The organism is Pseudomonas sp. H1_A03 (assembly GCF_054685145.1).
This window is the reverse complement of record NZ_CP162829.1, coordinates 4,854,195-4,871,781: the sequence shown is the minus strand read 5'-3', so window position 1 is coordinate 4,871,781 and position 17,587 is coordinate 4,854,195. Positions and strand designations below refer to the sequence as shown.

General features: G+C 61.8%; 16 protein-coding genes. 10 read left to right on the top strand and 6 right to left on the bottom strand.

Going from position 1 to position 17,587, the window contains the following annotated elements; translation table 11 throughout:
* Window positions 1–229: 229 nt before the first annotated feature.
* The 3 genes from AB4O35_RS22625 to AB4O35_RS22615 are packed head-to-tail and all read left to right on the top strand — an operon-like array spanning window position 230 to window position 3,354.
* Window positions 230–1,207: a thiamine pyrophosphate-dependent dehydrogenase E1 component subunit alpha gene (locus tag AB4O35_RS22625; RefSeq protein WP_065881721.1), complete on the top strand. Its 978-nt coding sequence runs from the start codon at window positions 230–232 to the stop codon at window positions 1,205–1,207.
* A gap of 27 nt (window positions 1,208–1,234) precedes the next feature.
* Window positions 1,235–2,254: an alpha-ketoacid dehydrogenase subunit beta gene (locus AB4O35_RS22620; RefSeq protein WP_049708736.1), complete on the top strand. Its 1,020-nt coding sequence runs from the start codon at window positions 1,235–1,237 to the stop codon at window positions 2,252–2,254.
* Complete coding sequence (locus AB4O35_RS22615; protein ID WP_065946381.1) at window positions 2,251–3,354, top strand: acetoin dehydrogenase dihydrolipoyllysine-residue acetyltransferase subunit; 1,104 nt, start codon at window positions 2,251–2,253, stop codon at window positions 3,352–3,354. The genes AB4O35_RS22620 and AB4O35_RS22615 overlap by 4 nt, the downstream gene beginning before the upstream one ends.
* Window positions 3,355–3,412: 58 nt before the next feature.
* Here AB4O35_RS22615 and AB4O35_RS22610 read toward each other — a convergent pair whose 3' ends face one another.
* Window positions 3,413–4,309: a helix-turn-helix domain-containing protein gene (locus tag AB4O35_RS22610; protein ID WP_065946380.1), complete on the bottom strand. Its 897-nt coding sequence runs from the start codon at window positions 4,307–4,309 to the stop codon at window positions 3,413–3,415.
* Window positions 4,310–4,447: 138 nt separating this feature from the next.
* Between AB4O35_RS22610 and AB4O35_RS22605 the strand changes: the two genes are divergently transcribed.
* Both AB4O35_RS22605 and AB4O35_RS22600 read left to right on the top strand, forming a co-directional pair.
* Window positions 4,448–5,536: a polyamine ABC transporter substrate-binding protein gene (locus AB4O35_RS22605; protein ID WP_065881784.1), complete on the top strand. Its 1,089-nt coding sequence runs from the start codon at window positions 4,448–4,450 to the stop codon at window positions 5,534–5,536.
* The gene (locus AB4O35_RS22600; protein WP_065946379.1) at window positions 5,533–6,825 is read left to right on the top strand and encodes an NAD(P)/FAD-dependent oxidoreductase; all 1,293 of its coding nucleotides are present in this window, start codon (window positions 5,533–5,535) and stop codon (window positions 6,823–6,825) included. The genes AB4O35_RS22605 and AB4O35_RS22600 overlap by 4 nt, the downstream gene beginning before the upstream one ends.
* Window positions 6,826–6,853: 28 nt before the next feature.
* Here AB4O35_RS22600 and AB4O35_RS22595 read toward each other — a convergent pair whose 3' ends face one another.
* Window positions 6,854–7,747: a LysR substrate-binding domain-containing protein gene (locus tag AB4O35_RS22595; RefSeq protein WP_065946378.1), complete on the bottom strand. Its 894-nt coding sequence runs from the start codon at window positions 7,745–7,747 to the stop codon at window positions 6,854–6,856.
* Window positions 7,748–7,875: 128 nt separating this feature from the next.
* On the opposite strand from AB4O35_RS22595, the gene AB4O35_RS22590 reads away from it, so the two are divergent.
* The 3 genes from AB4O35_RS22590 to AB4O35_RS22580 are packed head-to-tail and all read left to right on the top strand — an operon-like array spanning window position 7,876 to window position 10,138.
* Window positions 7,876–8,880, top strand: coding sequence for an aldo/keto reductase (locus AB4O35_RS22590; protein ID WP_065876084.1), 1,005 nt, complete (start codon window positions 7,876–7,878; stop codon window positions 8,878–8,880).
* 17 nt (window positions 8,881–8,897) lie between these two features.
* Entirely contained in the window at window positions 8,898–9,695 is a 798-nt protein-coding gene (locus AB4O35_RS22585; protein ID WP_065876085.1) for an SDR family NAD(P)-dependent oxidoreductase, read from the top strand.
* A gap of 26 nt (window positions 9,696–9,721) precedes the next feature.
* Window positions 9,722–10,138 (top strand): SRPBCC family protein, encoded by a 417-nt coding sequence (locus AB4O35_RS22580; protein WP_065876086.1) that lies wholly within the window; start codon window positions 9,722–9,724, stop codon window positions 10,136–10,138.
* A gap of 131 nt (window positions 10,139–10,269) precedes the next feature.
* Here the strand turns inward: AB4O35_RS22580 and AB4O35_RS22575 are convergent, their stop codons facing one another.
* Window positions 10,270–11,661, bottom strand: a complete 1,392-nt coding sequence (locus AB4O35_RS22575) for a sensor histidine kinase (RefSeq protein WP_065891231.1) — start codon at window positions 11,659–11,661, stop codon at window positions 10,270–10,272.
* Window positions 11,639–12,322 (bottom strand): response regulator transcription factor, encoded by a 684-nt coding sequence (locus tag AB4O35_RS22570; RefSeq protein ID WP_065876088.1) that lies wholly within the window; start codon window positions 12,320–12,322, stop codon window positions 11,639–11,641. Before AB4O35_RS22570 ends, AB4O35_RS22575 begins: the two co-directional genes overlap by 23 nt.
* A gap of 436 nt (window positions 12,323–12,758) precedes the next feature.
* Here AB4O35_RS22570 and AB4O35_RS22565 point away from each other — a divergent pair, with 436 nt between their 5' ends.
* Window positions 12,759–13,664: a hypothetical protein gene (locus AB4O35_RS22565; RefSeq protein ID WP_065876089.1), complete on the top strand. Its 906-nt coding sequence runs from the start codon at window positions 12,759–12,761 to the stop codon at window positions 13,662–13,664.
* Between the two features lie 158 nt (window positions 13,665–13,822).
* On the opposite strand, the gene AB4O35_RS22560 is transcribed toward AB4O35_RS22565, so the two are convergent.
* On the bottom strand, window positions 13,823–15,067 hold the full coding sequence (locus AB4O35_RS22560; RefSeq protein WP_065946377.1) for a multidrug effflux MFS transporter: 1,245 nt from the start codon (window positions 15,065–15,067) through the stop codon (window positions 13,823–13,825).
* A 92-nt stretch (window positions 15,068–15,159) separates the two neighbouring features.
* On the opposite strand from AB4O35_RS22560, the gene pdxR reads away from it, so the two are divergent.
* Entirely contained in the window at window positions 15,160–16,572 is a 1,413-nt protein-coding gene (gene pdxR / locus AB4O35_RS22555) for a MocR-like pyridoxine biosynthesis transcription factor PdxR (protein ID WP_065946376.1), read from the top strand.
* 6 nt (window positions 16,573–16,578) lie between these two features.
* Here pdxR and AB4O35_RS22550 read toward each other — a convergent pair whose 3' ends face one another.
* On the bottom strand, window positions 16,579–17,487 hold the full coding sequence (locus AB4O35_RS22550; protein ID WP_065946375.1) for a MurR/RpiR family transcriptional regulator: 909 nt from the start codon (window positions 17,485–17,487) through the stop codon (window positions 16,579–16,581).
* Window positions 17,488–17,587: the final 100 nt, after the last annotated feature.

Here is a 17,587-nt window from a genome sequence, read left to right as displayed (position 1 = left end):
ACTGCCAGGGCTGAGACGCAGCGTCTCAAACAGCTTGAGACACGGCGTGCACTGTGCAATGCGCCGTCTCATTCTGCGCTGGCAAGTCGTACCCGCACAACGCCAAGGCACTGCTCTGGATCAATGCTTTGCAAGGTTTTTCGGAGGCTTGGCACAGCCTGTGCTGAATGCCCTTGTAGCTGGCCGCAGCCAGCCTTTTGTGTGTCGAGACAACCTGGAGAACAACAAGATGTCCACTCACCTGTCCACCGATCAACTGCTGCATGCCTACACCGTGATGCGCACCATCCGTGATTTCGAAGAACGCCTGCACGTGGAATTCGCCACCGGCGAGATTCCCGGGTTCGTGCACCTCTACGCCGGCCAGGAAGCCAGCGCCGCCGGGGTCATGGCCCACCTCAACGATGAAGATTGCATCGCCTCCAACCACCGTGGCCACGGCCATTGCATCGCTAAGGGCGTGGATGTGTTCGGCATGATGGCCGAGATCTATGGCAAGAAAACCGGCGTGTGCGGTGGCAAAGGCGGCTCCATGCACATCGCCGACCAGGAGAAGGGCATGCTCGGCGCCAATGGCATTGTCGGCGCCGGCGCGCCGTTGGCCGCTGGGGCGGCGCTGGCCTCCAAACTCAAGGGCAGCCAGGGCGTGGCCGTGGCGTTTTTTGGCGACGGTGGTTCCAACGAGGGCGCGGTGTTCGAAGCGATGAACCTGGCCTCGATCATGAAACTGCCGTGCCTGTTCGTCGCCGAAAACAATGGCTATGCCGAGGCCACCGGTTCCGGCTGGTCGGTGGCGTGCAAGGACATTGCCGAACGCGCCGTGGGGTTTGGCATGCCGGGCGTGATCGTCGATGGCAATGATTTTTTCGCCGTGCATGAGGCGCTTGGCGTTGCCGTGGCGCGAGCGCGCAAAGGCGATGGGCCGACGCTGGTTGAAGTGAAATTGAGCCGCTTCTACGGCCACTTTGAAGGTGATGCGCAAACCTATCGCGGCCCGGATGAAGTGAAAAAGCTGCGGGAAAGTGCGGATTGCCTGGCGTTCTTCCGCCAACGCTGCAGCGCCGAAGGCTGGCTGGATGCGGCGCAATTCGAACGCATCGACGGCGAGGTTGCACAGTTGATCGAAGACGCCGTCCGCCTGGCCAAATCCGATCCCAAGCCGCAGGCCGCCGACCTGCTCAGCGATGTCTACGTCGCCTACCGCTAATAACAACAACTACGTGGAGAGAACTTTATGGCTCGCAAAATCAGCTATCAGCAGGCGATCAACGAAGCCCTGGCCCAGGAAATGCGCCGTGACCAGAGTGTGTTCATCATCGGCCAGGATGTGTCCGGCGGCACCGGTTCCCCTGGCGAACAGGATGCCTGGGGCGGTGTACTCGGCGTGACCAAAGGCCTGTACCCGGAGTTTCCCGACCGTGTACTCGACGCGCCACTGTCCGAAGTCGGCTACGTCGGCATGGCCGTCGGCGCCGCCACCCGTGGCATGCGCCCAGTGTGCGAATTGATGTTCGTCGACTTTATCGGCTGCTGCCTTGACCAGTTGCTCAACCAGGCCGCCAAGTTCCGCTACATGTTCGGCGGCAAGACCACTACGCCGCTGGTGGTCCGCGCGATGTACGGCGCCGGCCTGCGTGCGGCGGCCCAGCATTCACAGATGCTCACTTCGATGTGGACCCACATTCCCGGCCTCAAGGTGGTGTGCCCGGCCACGCCCTATGACGCCAAGGGCATGTTGATCCAGGCGATCCGCGACAATGACCCGGTGATCTTCCTCGAGCACAAGATGCTTTACAGCCTGCAAGGTGAGGTGCCGGAGGAGCTGTATACGGTGCCTTTCGGCGAAGCCAACTTCGTGCGCGAAGGCAAAGACGTGACCCTGGTGACCTACGGGCGCATGGTGCATATCGCCCTGGAGGCCGCCGCCAACCTGGCCCGCCAGGGCATCGACTGCGAAGTGCTGGACCTGCGCACCACCAGCCCGCTCGATGAAGACAGCATCCTCGAAAGCGTGGAAAAAACCGGGCGGCTGGTGGTGATCGACGAGTCCAACCCACGCTGTTCCATTGCTACCGATATCAGTGCCTTGGTCGCCCAGCGGGCGTTTGCCTCCCTGCGCGCACCGATTGAGATGGTCACCGCGCCGCACACGCCGGTGCCGTTTTCCGATGCGCTGGAAGACTTGTACATCCCCAACGCCGCGAAGATCGAGGCCGCCGTGCTGAAGATCGCTGACAAGAGGAATGCCGCATGATCCATACCCTGACCATGCCCAAGTGGGGGCTGTCGATGACCGAGGGCCGCATCGACGTCTGGCTCAAGCAGCCCGGCGATCGGGTGGAGAAGGGCGAGGAGGTGCTGGACGTGGAGACCGACAAGCTCTCCAGCAGTGTCGAAGCGCCCTTCAGTGGTGTGTTGCGCCGGGTGCTGGCGCTGAGCGACGAGACCTTGCCGGTAGGTGCATTGCTGGGGATTGTGGTGGAAGGCGAGGCCACCGAGGCCCAGATCGATGCGGTGATCGAAAGCTTCAACGCTGGGTTTGTCTCAAGCAGCGCCGAGGCCGAAGCAACTGGGCCGAGTGCGCAGAAGGTCGAAATAGGCGGGCGCTTGCTGCGCTACCTCGACCTGGGCGAAGGCGGCACGCCGTTGGTACTGGTGCATGGGTTTGGCGGTGACTTGAACAACTGGCTGTTCAACCAACCGGCATTGGCCGCCGAGCGCCGCGTGATCGCCCTGGACCTGCCGGGGCACGGCGAGTCGGGCAAGCACCTGCAAAACGGCGATGCGCAGGAGTTGAGCCTGGCGGTGTTGGACTTGCTTGACCACCTCGATCTTGACCGCGTGCACCTGGCCGGGCACTCCATGGGTGGGCTGGTTTCGCTGACGGTCGCTGGCCAGGCACCCGAGCGTGTCGCTTCGCTGACCCTGATCGCCAGCGCCGGCCTGGGCCCGGATATTAACGGTGATTACCTGCAAGGGTTTGCCGAGGCCAATAACCGCAATGCGCTCAAGCCACAGTTGACCCAACTGTTCAGCGACCCGGCGTTGGTGACGCGGCAGATGCTGGAGGACATGCTCAAGTTCAAGCGGCTGGAAGGCGTGGACCAGGCATTGCGGCAGCTCAATCAAAAGCTGTTTGAGGGCGGGCGGCAGATGATTGATGTGCGCAATGTGGTGGGCCGACAGCCGAGCTTGGTGATCTGGGGGAGTGAGGATGCAATCATCCCGGCCAGGCATGCCGAGGGCTTGGACGCCCAGGTGGAAGTTTTGCCAGGGCAGGGGCATATGGTGCAGTTGGAGGCAGCAGAGTACGTCAACCAGCTAATGGGGACCTTCCTCAAATCCCAAGCCTGATAGAGATCCAAATGTGGGAGCTGGCTTGCCTGCCAGCTCCCACAGTTTTGGGCGCATTTCAACCATGGCGCTTCAGGGTTTCGCTGGGCAACTCCTTGAACAACGCCCGATAACTATTGGAAAACCGCCCCAAATGCCAGAACGACCAGTTCATCGCCACTTCGGCCACGGTTGAGTCAGGTGAACCCAGCAACTCCCGCCGCGCCCCGTTCAACCGGCGCAACCGCAACCACTGCGCCGGGCTCATCCCCGTATAGGTCTTGAACCCTTGCTGCAACTGACGCAACGGCACGCCGGCAATCTGTGCCAGTTCCAGCAGGTTGACGGCTTCATCCGGCGCATCCGCCGCCCATTCGCCAATGCGCGCCATCAGCAGGCGCGCTTCGCCGCGTCGTTGCAATGAACTGCGGTCCAGGCACACACAGGCGTTGTCGAGGATGAACAGGCAATCGTCGAGTAATTGCTGGCTGAGTGCGTCACGGCTGGCAGGGTCGATCACGGCGGACAAGCGGGTGAGGGTGCCACTCAGCCAGCGGGTGAACAGTGCGTTCTGCTGGCAGGTCAGCGGCGCCATGAACAAACCTTCCAGCTTTGCCACGTCCAAGCCATGGCGCTGCACGAACTGCGGCCCGAACACCACCGCCACTTCGCGGTAGTTTTCCGGGGTGATCCAGGTGTTGCGGCTTTCGCCATTGAGCAGGTACAGCGCGTTATCGCTGCCGTCGAAACAGAACGCGAGGGCGCCGGTTGGCGCGTTGAAATGTTGTTCCACCCGCGTGTTCATGCACTCTTCGTAGACCTCCACGCCTTGCAGGTCGAGGTAGCGGATCTGCCCCGCAAAATGCCCCGGGGACATCTGCTGGTACTGTTGCACCCAGCCGGGTGTCGCACTGCATTGGGCGGCCACATCACCGGTGGTGAAGGCCTGTACGCGCAAAGCGGTTGCCTGTGTCATGGGTGATCCGTGCGCACTCTATTGGTGCGTTGTGGTGCGTGCAAAGTGGATAGAGGTGGTTCGACATACGGCTCAAGATAGACCTCAATGCGCGGGCAGTTCAACCCGGCGCGGCATCCCCTCTGCGAGGTTTCCGATATGCGTCTTGTGAACAAGCTTATCCCCCTGGCCTTGGTCGCCGCCCTCAGTACCACCAGCGAAGCGGCACAAACCGTGAGCGTCTACAACTGGACCGACTATATCGGCGAGACCACCTTGGCTGACTTCCAGGCCAAGACCGGGATCAATGTGGTCTACGACGTGTTCGATTCCAACGAAACCCTGGAGGGCAAATTGCTCGCCGGGCGCACCGGTTATGACGTGGTGGTGCCGTCCAACCACTTCCTGGCGCGCCAGATAAAGGCCGGCGCATTCCTCAAGCTGGACCGCGCGCAATTGCCCAATTTCAAGAACCTCGACCCCAAATTGCTCGCGCTGCTGGCAAAAAACGACCCGGGCAACGCACACTCGGTGCCGTACCTGTGGGGCACCAATGGCATCGGCTACAACGTCGACAAGGTCAAGCAGGTGCTGGGCGTCGACCATATCGACTCGTGGGCGGTGCTGTTCGAGCCAGAGAACATCAAAAAGCTCAATCAGTGCGGCGTGGCCTTCCTCGATTCGGCAGATGAGCTGTTCCCGGCGATCCTCAACTACATGGGCAAGGACCCACGCAGCGAGAATCCCGAGGACTATAAGCAGGCCGAGGCCAAGCTGCTGACGCTGCGGCCGTACGTCACCTACTTCCATTCCTCCAAGTACATTTCGGACCTGGCCAACGGTGATATCTGTGTGGCCTTCGGTTATTCCGGGGACGTGTTCCAGGCGGCCAACCGTGCCAAGGAAGCCAAGAACGGGGTGAACATCGCCTATTCGATTCCCAAGGAAGGCTCCAACCTGTGGTTCGACCTGCTGGCGATTCCCGCCGACGCGAGCAACCCGAAACAAGCTCACGCGTTCATCAACTACCTGCTCGACCCTGAAGTGATCGCCAAGGTCAGCGCCTCGGTCGGTTACGCCAATGCCAACCCGGCGGCCAAGGCCTTCATGGCCCCGGAGCTGGTGAACAACCCTGAGGTGTACCCGCCGCAGGAAGTGCTCGACAAACTCTACATTTCCACCACGCCAACCCCGGCGACCATGCGCCTGATGACCCGCGCCTGGAGCAAAGTGAAGACCAACAAATGACCCCATCCAGTGACCACGCCCGATCCTATTACCGTGCTTCGGCCAATGCCCTGCCGGAGCGCCCGTCACTCGGCGCAGACTTGAATGCCGATGTGTGCGTGATCGGCGGCGGGTTCACCGGCGTGAATACCGCTATCGAACTGGCGCAGCGCGGGCTCTCGGTGATCCTGCTGGAGGCCCGGCGCATCGGCTGGGGCGCCAGTGGGCGCAATGGCGGGCAGTTGATTCGCGGTATCGGCCACGATGTGTCGGGGTTTGCCAAGTATGTGGGCGAGGAGGGCGTGCGTTACCTGGAGCGCGCCGGTATCGAGTCGGTGGCGCTGGTGGGCGAACGGATTCGTGAGCACAACATCCAGTGCGACCTGCGCTGGGGCTTTTGCGAACTGGCCAATACGCCGGCGCAGTTTTCGGCGTTCAACGCTGAACAGGAGCACCTGGCGAAGCTGGGGTACACCCATGAAACCCGGCTGGTTGGCCCGCAGGACATACAGCAAGTGGTGGGCTCGACGGTGTATGCCGGTGGCCTGGTGGACATGGGCTCGGGGCACTTGCACCCGCTGAATCTGGTGTCGGGTGAAGCGCAGGTCGCCGAATCCCTCGGGGTGCGAATTTTCGAGCATACCGAGGTGTTGGAACTGACCCATGGCGACACGGTTCAGGTGCGCTGCGCAGGGGGCACGGTGCGCGCCGCCCATCTGGTGCTGGCGTGTAATGCGCATCTGGAAGAACTCGAACCGCGCTTGAGCGGCAAAGTGCTCCCGGCCGGCAGCTACATCATTGCCACCGAGCCGCTGTCGGGAGAAATGGCCAACCAACTGATCCCGCAAAACCTGGCGCTGTGCGACCAGAAAGTCGGCCTGGATTACTACCGGCTGTCCGCCGACCGTCGCCTGTTGTTCGGTGGTGCCTGCCATTACTCCGGACGCGATCCGGCGGACATCGCCGGCTATATGCAGCCGAAAATGCTCAAGGTGTTCCCGCAGTTGGCCAATACCGCGATTGAGTTCCAGTGGGGCGGCAAGATCGGCATCACCGCCAACCGCTTCCCCCAGGTCGGGCGCTTGAAGCAATACCCCAATGTGTTCTACGCCCAGGGGTATTCCGGGCATGGGCTGAACGTGACCCACTGGTGCGCGCGGTTGTTGGCTGAAGGGATTCATGCAGGCGCGGGCCAGGGCCTGGATATTTTCAGCCAAGTGCCACACATGACCTTCCCCGGCGGCAAAGCGTTGCGCTCGCCGCTGCTGGCGTTGGGGATGATGTGGTATCGCCTGCGGGAGCTCGTCTAGCAGGCGCCGCAATCCAAACGTGGGAGCGTCAGCCCTTGGGTTCGGTGAGCACTTTGCGGAAGGTTTCCACCAATGGCCGCAGGTTGATCCGATGCCACGCCGCCCATAACGGGGTGGTGTAGGTCAACCACGGCAATTCCCGCAGCACCACGCCGGGCGGTGCATTGCGGCTCAGGCCTTTTTGCACCATCGCCATGCCCAGCCCTGAGGCCACCAAACCCAATGCGGTGAACGGCTCGCTGGCTTCCATGGGTATCTGCGGGGTAAAACCGGCGCGGATGCAGGCGGCGACAAAGTCATCGGCAGGGTTGGCGCTGGGTTTGCGCTGCACGCCGATCCACTGTTCGTCCGCCAAGTGTTCGGGCAGCAAGTGGTTTTCTCGGGCCAGCGGATGATGCTCCGGCAAGGCCAGCAGCATCGGGTCGTCCAGCACTTGCAGCGCGGTCAGATCGGGATCGTCGGCGGCTGGCGGCTCGCCGACCAGGGCGATGTCCAGGCTGCGTTGGCGCAGGCCTTCGAGTTGTTCCAGGGAGGGCAGGTTATACAGCTTGATATGCACGTTGGGCCGGTCGTCGCGTAGCACGCGCAGGGCGTTCGGCAGCACGCCGGCATGCATGGCGTTTTCGATATAGCCGATGCACAGGCCGCCTTCCTCGCCACGACCCAGGCGCTTGCCCAGGGATTCCAGGCGATTGGCATGGGTCAGCAGCGCCTTGGTTTCGGCGAGAAAGGTCTGGCCGTCGCGGGTCAGGCGGATGCGTTGCTGGCTGCGTTCGAACAGGGTCAGGCCCAGGCGTTCTTCGAGCTGGGCGATCTGCCGACTCAGCGGCGACTGGGAAATGTGCAGGCGCTCGGCCGCGCGGCCGACGTGTTCTTCTTCAGCGACCACTTCGAAGTAACGCAGTTGGCGTAGATCAATCATGTCAGACCTCTTCTTTTAAGACCTGAGAGGACTCAAGTTCGTCGCAGTATGTCTTGGACGGTCCGATCTAGGCAATCTAGGATTTGCTCAACGGTCACAGCGACCTCTTACCCAATTGAGGATCCACCATGAGCTTGAAAGACAAACTCCCAGGCCAACTCGGCTTTGGCACCGCACCCCTGGGCAACATGTTCCGCGCCATTCCTGAAGACGAAGCCCAGGCGACCGTCGAGGCCGCCTTGAACGCCGGAGTGCGCTACTTCGACACCGCGCCGTTCTACGGCTCGGGGCTGTCGGAAATTCGCCTGGGCCAAGCCCTGTCGAAGTACAACCGCGATGACTTCGTGCTCAGCACCAAAGTCGGCCGGGTGATTCTCGACGAAGTCGAAGAAAGTGCCCGTGACCTTGGCGAAAAGAGCGGCGTGTTCGAACACGGTCGCCCGAACAAAATGGTCAACGACTACAGCGCCGACGCGACGATGCGTTCGATTGAAGACAGCCTGACTCGCTTGAAAACCGATCGCCTGGACATCGTGTGGGTTCATGACATCGCCCAGGACTTCTACGGCGACCAATGGCTGGAGTACTTCAACGAGGCTCGCACGGGCGCCTTCAAGGTCCTGACCCGCCTGCGCGAAGAGGGCGTGATCAAGGCCTGGGGCCTGGGTGTGAACCGCGTCGAACCGTGCGAACTGACCCTGGACCTGACTGAAGCGCAACCCGACGGCTTTTTGCTGGCCGGCCGCTACACGCTGCTGGACCACGATCGTGCCCTGCAACGCTTGATGGACGCGGCCCTGGCGCAGAACGTCGAGATCGTCGTCGGTGGCCCCTACAGCTCCGGCATCCTCGCCGGTGGTGCGCACTTCGAATACCAGAAAGCCAGCCCGGCGATCATCAGCAAGGTCGAACAGATCAAGGCAATTGCCCAGGCATTCGGCATCAGCGTAAAAGCTGCGGCGCTGCAATTCTCGCTGGCGCATCCGGCAGTGGCCGCGGTGATTCCAGGTGCCAGTCGTCCGGGGCGGATTGCCGAAGACGTCGCAGCGTTGTCAGAGAAGATCCCGGCAGCCTTCTGGCAGGCCCTGCGCGATGCCCGATTGATCTCGGACCGCGCACCACTGCCGCTCTAACTTCAGGAGTAATAACCATGAAAATTGATGTAAGTGGCAAAGTCGCGATCGTCAGCGGCAGCACCGCCGGCATTGGTCTGGGCATCAGCCAGGCGCTGGCGCAGTCCGGCGCTACCGTGGTGGTGATCGGGCGTGAAGCCGGCAAGGTGGATGAGGCTTTGGCGAGCATTCGCCAGGCCGTCCCCGGCGCTGACTTGCGCGGATTGGTGGCGGACCTGGGCACGGCTGAAGGCGCAGAAAAACTGTTTGCCGCCGAACCGCGTGCCGACATCCTGGTCAACAACCTGGGCATCTTCAACGATGTGGATTTCTTCGAAACGCCAGACAGCGAGTGGACGCGTTTCTATGAGGTCAATGTGATTTCCGGCGTACGCCTGGCGCGGCATTATGTGCCGGGCATGGTCGGGCAGGGCTGGGGGCGGGTGATCTTCCTGTCGTCGGAGTCCGGCGTGGCGACGCCCGCGGATATGATCAATTACGGCGTGACCAAAAGCGCCAACCTGGCGGTGTCCCATGGTTTGGCCAAGCGCCTCGCGGGCACCGGTGTGACGGTCAACGCTGTGCTGCCGGGCCCGACCTTCACCGACGGGCTGGAGCAGATGCTCAAGGACGCGACGCAAAAGTCCGGGCGCAGTGCGCGGGACGAGGCGGACGTATTTGTGCGTAACGCGCGGCCGACCTCGATCATCCAGCGTGCGGCGAATGTGGATGAAGTCGCCAACTTGGTGGCGTACATTGCTTCACCCCTGTCGTCTGCCACCACCGGTGCCGCGTTGCGGGTCGACGGTGGTGTGGTCGACAGCATGGCGATCTGATTTTTTTCATTTCTGGAGTATTTATTGTGGCAACAGCCTCTTCTGTGATTGAAATCCCGGTATCGGCCGATCAGGTCTGGCAATTGATCGGCGGCTTCAACAGCCTGCCGGACTGGCTGGCGTTTATCGTCAAGAGCGAACCGAGCGAGGGCGGCCGCGTGCGTCACCTGCAAACCGCTGACGGTGGCGAAATCGTGGAGCGTTTGCAGACGTTTGATAACGTGGGGCGCACGTACAGCTACACCATTGAGCAATCGCCGTTTCCGGTGAGTGCGTACCTGGCGACGTTGCAGGTTGAGGCGTTGAGCGAGTCGTCGGCGAAAGTGACCTGGTCCGGTGTGTTTACGCCGGCGGCAGGCACCACGGATGCGGCGGTGGAAGAACTGTTCGCTGGTGTTTACAGCGGCGGGCTTGAGGCGTTGCGGGCCAACTTTCCGGCCTGACTTTCAGACGTAGAGCAGGCCCATGTGGGAGCTGGCTTGCCTGCGATAGCGGTGTGTCAATCAGAGATTATTTGCCTGACACACTGCTATCGCAGGCAAGCCAGCTCCCACAGGGTTTTGTGGTGTTTGGGCTACTTGGGCATGAGCTGCTGGCGGCATTCCAGCACCAATCTGGCACCGCCTTGCTCGCTTGTACCCACTTCCAACTTGAACCCGTGCAAGTTGATGATCGCCGCCACAATCGACAAACCCAACCCGAACCCGCCTTGTTGGTCACTTTCATCCACGCGATAGAAGCGTTGGAATACCGCTGCACGTTCTGCCAGTGGTATGCCCGGCCCGGAGTCGTGGACTTCGATGCGTGTGCTGCCAGCGTCATTCACCGCGCGCAAGATCACTTCGCCGCCCGGCGGGGAGAACTTGATCGAATTGCTCAGCAAGTTGGACAAGGCTTCGAACAGCAGCGCGCGGTCGCCGGTGATCCAGGGCAGGGACTCTGGGGTGTCGAGCACCAACTGCAATTCGCCTTCCTCGGCCAGGGGCAGGTAGAAGTCGTGCAGTTCACGCAGCAGGGGCAGTGGGTCCATCACCAGAAAGCCGGAGCGGCGCTGGTGGTCTTCCAGCTCGGAGATGCGCAGCAGCCCGCGAAAGCGCGCCATCAGCGTGTCGGTCTCGGCAATCGCGTCGTCGAGTTTCACCGCGTAGCCCGACTCGGCTTCAGCCTCCTGCTTGATGCGATACAGCTGTGCGCGCAGCCGCGTCAGTGGCGTGCGCAGGTCGTGGGCGATGTTGTCGCACACACCCTTGACCTCGTTCATCAGCTTCTCGATGCGGTCGAGCATGGCATTGACGATGGCGGCGAGCATGTCCAGTTCGTCGCGCCGGTTGGACAGCGGCAAACGGTGGGTGAGGTCGCCGGCGACGATGGCTTCGGCGCTGGCCTGGATCCCGCGAATCCGACGCAACGGGCGCCGACGCAGCAAGTGCCAGCCAGCCGCGCCTGGGATAATGGTCAACGACAGGGCCCAGAGCAGGGCATGCCAGATGATCCGGGTCACGCCAAACAGCGAACCGTTGGCGCGCACCAGCACCAGCCAACGGCCGTCTTCGGTGTGGGTGGCCACGGCGTCGCAGCTGTCCTTGGGCAGCTTGGGGTCGTCGGAGTCGACGCAATTGGCCAGGGCGTGGATCTTGCCATCCAGGGGCAGGTCCGGCGGCACTGCGCGGATCGGTCCACTGAGAGGGCGGAAGTGCTCATCGAACAGGCCGTAGGCGTCCACGCCCTTCATGTCGAAGGTCATGCTGGTGGTCAGGGCTTCCACCAGTTCTTCGCCGTCGAAGCGCTGGAATAAGTGTTGGCGCTGCATCAGGGAGTGGCGCGACAGGTCGCTCAGGTAACCCGACACCTCGTAATACAGCACCCCCATCAGGATGCAGCTCCAGGCCACGAACAACGAACTGTACAGCGCCAGCAGGCGGCTGCTGGAAGAGCGCCAGCCTTTAGATGGGTTCAGCAATGACATAACCGGAACCTCGTACCGTGCGGATCAGCGGCGTGAGGCCCGGCGGGTCGATCTTCTTGCGCAGGCGGCCGATGTGCACGTCGATCAGGTTGGTGCCCGGGTCGAAGTGATAGCCCCAGACTTCTTCAAAGATCATCATCCGCGACAGGATCTGCCCGGTGTTGCGCATCAGGAATTCGAGCAGTTTGTATTCGGTGGGCAGCAAGCTCAGCGGTTGGTCGGCGCGGCTGGCTTCGCGGCTGATCAGGTTCAGTTCCAGGTCGGCCACGCGCAGGGCGGTTTCGAATTCCTTGACCGTGCTTTTGCGCCGCAGCAACACCTCGACGCGCGCCGCCATTTCGTCGGACGCGAACGGCTTGGTGAGATAGTCATCACCCCCGGCGCGCAGGCCGCGCACACGCTCGTCGACATCGGACAGAGCGCTGATCATCAGGATCGGCGTCGACACCCCGATAGTGCGCAACGTGGTGACGATGGCCAGGCCATCGAGTTCCGGCAGCATGCGGTCGAGGGTGATCAGGTCGTAATCCCCACTCACGGCACGGACCAGGCCTTCGCGGCCGTTGTCCACCCAATCTACATCCAGTCCATGGCTACTCAGCTCGGCGACGATCTCGCGGGCTGTTACGGCGTCATCCTCGATGGTCAAAATACGGGTCATAGGATTACCTGGTGAGCGATTCACACTAGAAGTGTGGGCATTTTGCCAAGAAATGGCTGAACGCTTCCTAAATAAAACGTCATCTTGGCGAAACTGACACAGATTTCATGGCTGCGAAGGATTGTAGTGAGCGGGCTTGCCCCGCGCTGGGTGGCGAAGCCGCCCTAAAACCTGACATCTCGCTCCAACTGGAGAAACTGGGTGTCTGGGTTGGGGCCGCTTCGCAGCCCAGCGCGGGGCAAGCCCGCTCACTACGTGGAATGCATAACGCCCGCCTCAAACGATCAATTCTTGCAACTTGCATGGTTTTTGTAAGTTCAAATTACTTAACTTATTGATCTGCAACGATATTAAATTTAATAGCGACTGGCACGCTGCCTGCACTGTCCTTTTTGAGACTTGTAACACCATTTTTCCTGCCGGGAGCAAAAAAACAATGATCACATCCTCATCCACGCTACAAGAGTCGAGCACGCTCTCCGGGGTTTCCTGGGGGGCGATTTTTGCTGGGGCTGCGGCGGCGGCTGCACTGTCGCTGATCTTGGTACTGCTGGGTTTCGGCCTGGGCTTTTCGGCGGTGTCGCCGTGGGCTGACAGTGGCATCAGCGCCAAGGGCCTTGGCATTTCCACGATTATCTGGCTGGCCTTTACCCAGATCGTCGCGTCCGGGCTGGGCGGCTATATCGCCGGCCGGTTGCGTGTGAAGTGGGCGAATATGCACGGCGATGAGGTGTACTTTCGCGACACCGCCCATGGCTTCCTGGCCTGGGCTGTTGCCACGCTGATTACCGCAGTACTGGTGGTCGGCTCGGTCAGCAGTGTGGTGAGCGGTGGTGTGAAAGCCGGTGCCAGCGTTGCAGCCGGCGCGGCCAGTGGCATGACGCAGGCCGCCGGCAGTGCAGCCAAAGGCGTCAGCGGCGGTGATTTCGACTACTACGTCGACAGCCTGTTTCGCGATGATCGCCCGGTGGCCGTCGGTGACGACGCTGCACATGGCGTGGTCGCGCGCATCTTCACCCGCACGCTGAGCAATGACGGTCAACTCGCCGCTGAAGACCGTGCTTACCTGGCCCAGTTGATCAGCCAGCGTACCAACCTCAGTCAGGCTGATGCTGAAGCCCGTATCGACAAGGTCTATGGCGATGCCCGTAAAGCCGTTGAAGACGCCAAGCTCAAGGCCAAGCAAGCCGCTGATGCCGCTGCGAAAGTCGCTGCCTATACGTCGCTGTGGACCTTCATTGCCCTGCTGATCGGCGCCTTCTTTGCCAGTTTCGCTGCAACCTATGGCGGTCGTCGTCGCGATGCCGTGGTGTATGTCGAAACCGAACACTTCGTCCGTTAATTAATTCAAGGAGAACATCATGCGCTCATTACTTCTGTGGTTCCTCGGCATTCCAATCCCGATCATTATCCTGATTGCGATCTTCGTGCACTGATACTGAGCCTGGCTCGGTCCCCCTGTGGGAGCGGGCTTGCTCGCGAAGACGGTGTGTCAGCTACTCATGGGGTGACTGATACACCGCCTTCGCGAGCAAGTCGAATCGTCGCACCGCCGCTCCCAAATTTGGTTGTGCGCAGTGTCAGCCAGCTTGCCACCAGCAACACGCTCGCCACCGCTGTCATGATCACCAAAGGTCCTGACGTACCATCTGACAACAAGCCAGTTGCCCAACTGCTTACCGCTGTCAGGAACATCTGGGTAAAAAAGAACAGCCCCGATGCTGTCCCGGCAATCGCGCCATACGGCTGCAAAACCGAGAGCTGACAGGCCGGAATCACCATCCCCACCGACACCATGATCACCACCATCGGCAGCACAATCGCCAGCCATTCCCCTGGCAGTGTGGTTGTAGCGACCGCGAGCACGACACTGCCAAGCACGTTCAGGCCTATCGCTGCGGCGATCAAACGGTCTGGTTCAAAGCGCAGCACCAGCCGCCGAAACAGATTCGCGCCCAGCATGTAGCCGCTGATCGTGGCAGCGAATACCAGTGCATAAGCCGTGGCAGACAACTGGAAGCCCCGTTGCAACAGCGCCGAAGACTCACTGATAAACGGAAAGTACGTGCTGTAGACGCAGCCAATCGCCAGGGAATAACGCAGGAAATGACGGTCGCGCAAAAGCTGCCCGTAGAGGCGCAGCAAACCACTCGGTGGTGCCGCGGCGACTTGCGGCGGACGGGTTTCAGGCAGGCGGCGATACACCACTACGTACAGCAGTGCGCCAATCATCGCCAGCAACACAAATAGCCCGCGCCAGTTGACGACGGGCAACAGCACGCTGCCCAGCACCGGCGCGGCCATCGGCGAAACGGCCATGGCCATGGAGATCAAACCGAGCAAGCGCGCCTGTTCGTCGCGGTCGAAGTAATCGCGCACGATCACCCGGCCGATCACCGTGGTGCAGCAGCCACCCAATGCCTGGAACAGGCGGGCGATGATCAGCAGGGTGATGCTGTCAGCCAGGGCGCAAGCCACTGTGGCCACGACGTACAAAAACAGCCCGGCCAATAGCACCGGACGCCTGCCGAAGCGGTCGGTGAGCGGGCCGCTGACCAGCAGGGAAATCGCCGAGCCCAGCGTGTAGAGCGTCAGGGTCAGTTGTAACTGGCTGTCGCTGGTCTGGAAGTAGTCGGCCATGGCGGGCAAGGCTGGCAGGTGCATGTCCAGCGTGATACGGGGCAGGGCGATGAGGACGGTCAGCAGCACCAGCCAGAACCCGGTAGAGAGGGCGCGTTGAGTCATGGGACGTCTCGATGCAAGAGGTAGAGCCCGGACTCTAGCGGCTTTGTGGTTTAATCCTCAGGGCCACTAATGCCTTGATGGATAGGACCACTATGAGCCGAGGAAAAACCGCATCCGCCCTCGACCTGCCGCGCCCGGATACGCTGGATGCGGGCAAGCAGCAAGGCGCCTACGAGGCCCTGCGCGGGGCGATCCTGAACCGGCAGTTGCCCGCCGGGAGCCGCTTGCCCTCCACGCGCAGCCTGGCCGAGCGCTGGTTGGTATCCCGTGGCACGCTGGAGGCGGCGTTTGACCGCCTGCACAGCGAAGGCTACGTGATGCGGGTGGCCGGGTCCGGTACGCGAGTGTGCGCGGTGATCCCGGAACAATTCATCGCGGCACCTTCAGCCAGGGAAATCCCACGGCGCCCCGTGGAGCCTGACCAGCCGGATGCCGGCGTGCAGAGCCATGTGCCCTTCGTTGCGCGGCGTCCGGATGCCAGCCTGTTTGATCTGAAAACCTGGGCCCGCTGCATCTCCCGTGGGTTGCTGACGGTAGGCCCGGGTGTGCTGGAAGCGGCGCACCCGGCCGGTCTGCCCGAGTTGCGCGCGCAGATTGCCGATTACCTGCGCAGCTATCGCGGCCTGCAATGCGAGGCCGATGAAGTGATCGTCACCACCGGCATCCGCCATGCCCTCGACCTGATTGCGCGCAGCGTGCTCAAGCCGGGTGACACGGCCTGTGTCGAAGACCCCGGTTATCTGCCGGCACGCCGTTTGTTCGCCCTGGCGGGGGCGCACATCCACGCAATTCCCGTCACTGCCGACGGCCTCGACACTGCCCAACTGCCCGAGACGGCGCGTCTGGCCTATGTCACGCCCGCCCACCAGGCGCCATTGGGCATGACGTTGTCGGTGTCCCGTCGCCTGGCGCTGTTGGACTGGGCCGCCCGCGCCGACGCCTGGGTGGTCGAAGACGATTACGACAGTGAATACAACTACAACACCGCGCCGCTGGCCGCGCTTAAATCCCTGGATTCGGGCGACCGTGTGATCTATTGCGGCAGCTTCAACAAGAACCTGTTCCCCGGTTTGCGCGTGGGCTTCATGGTGGTGCCCAACGTGCTGCGCCGCTCGTTGTTGCGTACCTTGCAACTCACCGGGCACTCGGTGGGGGCCAGTGATCAACTGGGGTTGGTGGAGTTTCTGCGCAGCGGCGCGTTTGTGCGTCACCTACGTGCCTCGCGGCAGGCTTATCAGGCACGGCGCGATGCGCTGCTGGAATGCCTGGGTGGGCGCTGCACCGTCAGCGGGCAGCAGGCAGGATTGCACTTTGTGTTGTGGCTGCCGGAAGGGGTCGAAGAGGGGGATTTCTGTCGCCGTGCCGCTGCAGTCGGGTTGACGCTACAGCCGCTGGGCAAGTTCTGTCATGCGCTGACATTGCCGCCGGCGGTGATCATCGGCTACACCGCGTTGACCCTGGCGCAGATCCGCTTTCACGGCCGCGCGTTGGCGCAGTTGTTGTAGGCGCGGTCAGTCGTCGAAGCCGACCTGCTCATGTATCTCGTCCACCTTCAATTCCAAGCGATACGCCACCGCAATAAACAATGCCTGGCACAGGCACAACGTGGCGCTCAACGAACGAAACGCAAACGACGAGCCCTCATTCACCAACAGCACCGCGTTCGCCCGCTTGGCCAGGGGCGACAGGTTGCTGTCGGTGATAATCAACGTCTTGGCCTGATGATGCTGGGCAATCCGCAGGCAATGCTGGGTCTCTTTGCCGTAGGGCGAGAAGCTGATTGCAATCACCAGGTCATTGGCGCGTACGCTGCGCATCTGCTCGCGGTAGCTGCCGCCCAGGCCCGAGATCAGGTGGATGCGCTTGTTGGTGTGCTGCAGGTTGTAGACCAGGTAATCGGCCACCGCAAACGAGCGGCGCACGCCGATCACGTAGATGTTGTCGGCGTTGACCACCAGGTCCACGGCCTTGTCGAATGCCACGTCATCGAGTTCCAGCCCCAGGCGCTCGATGCCGGACAGGGTAGCGTTGACGCACTCACGCGCCAGGTCGCCGCCGCTGGCCTTCTGCGACTTGTTGGCGATCATGCTGCGGATGCGCTGCTGGTAGTTCTGCACCGGGGTGGTCTTGTGGGTGTAGGCCTCGCGAAACAGCGCCTGCATCTCACTGAAACCGCTGAAACCGAAACGCTGGGAAAACCGCACGATCGCCGACGGGTGCACTTCGCACTCGCGGGCGATGTCGCTGATGCGGTCGACCATGATCCGGTCGCTTTGCTGGCTCATGTAGCTGGCGATGCGTTTGAGTTGGCGTGGCAGGCTTTCGTATTCGTCGGTGATCAGCTGCAACAGGCGTTCGGCATTGATCGGAGGGCTGGCGGGCGTTTCTTCCAGGGGGGGCTCATGATCGGTGCGGGACATGGGTAATCCTTCTGACGGTTCTTCTGATGCGCTGATAAGTGGCGCAAGTCTACAGGGTAGGCGCAAAAAAATACCTGCGCATCACGGCCGCCGTGGCCTG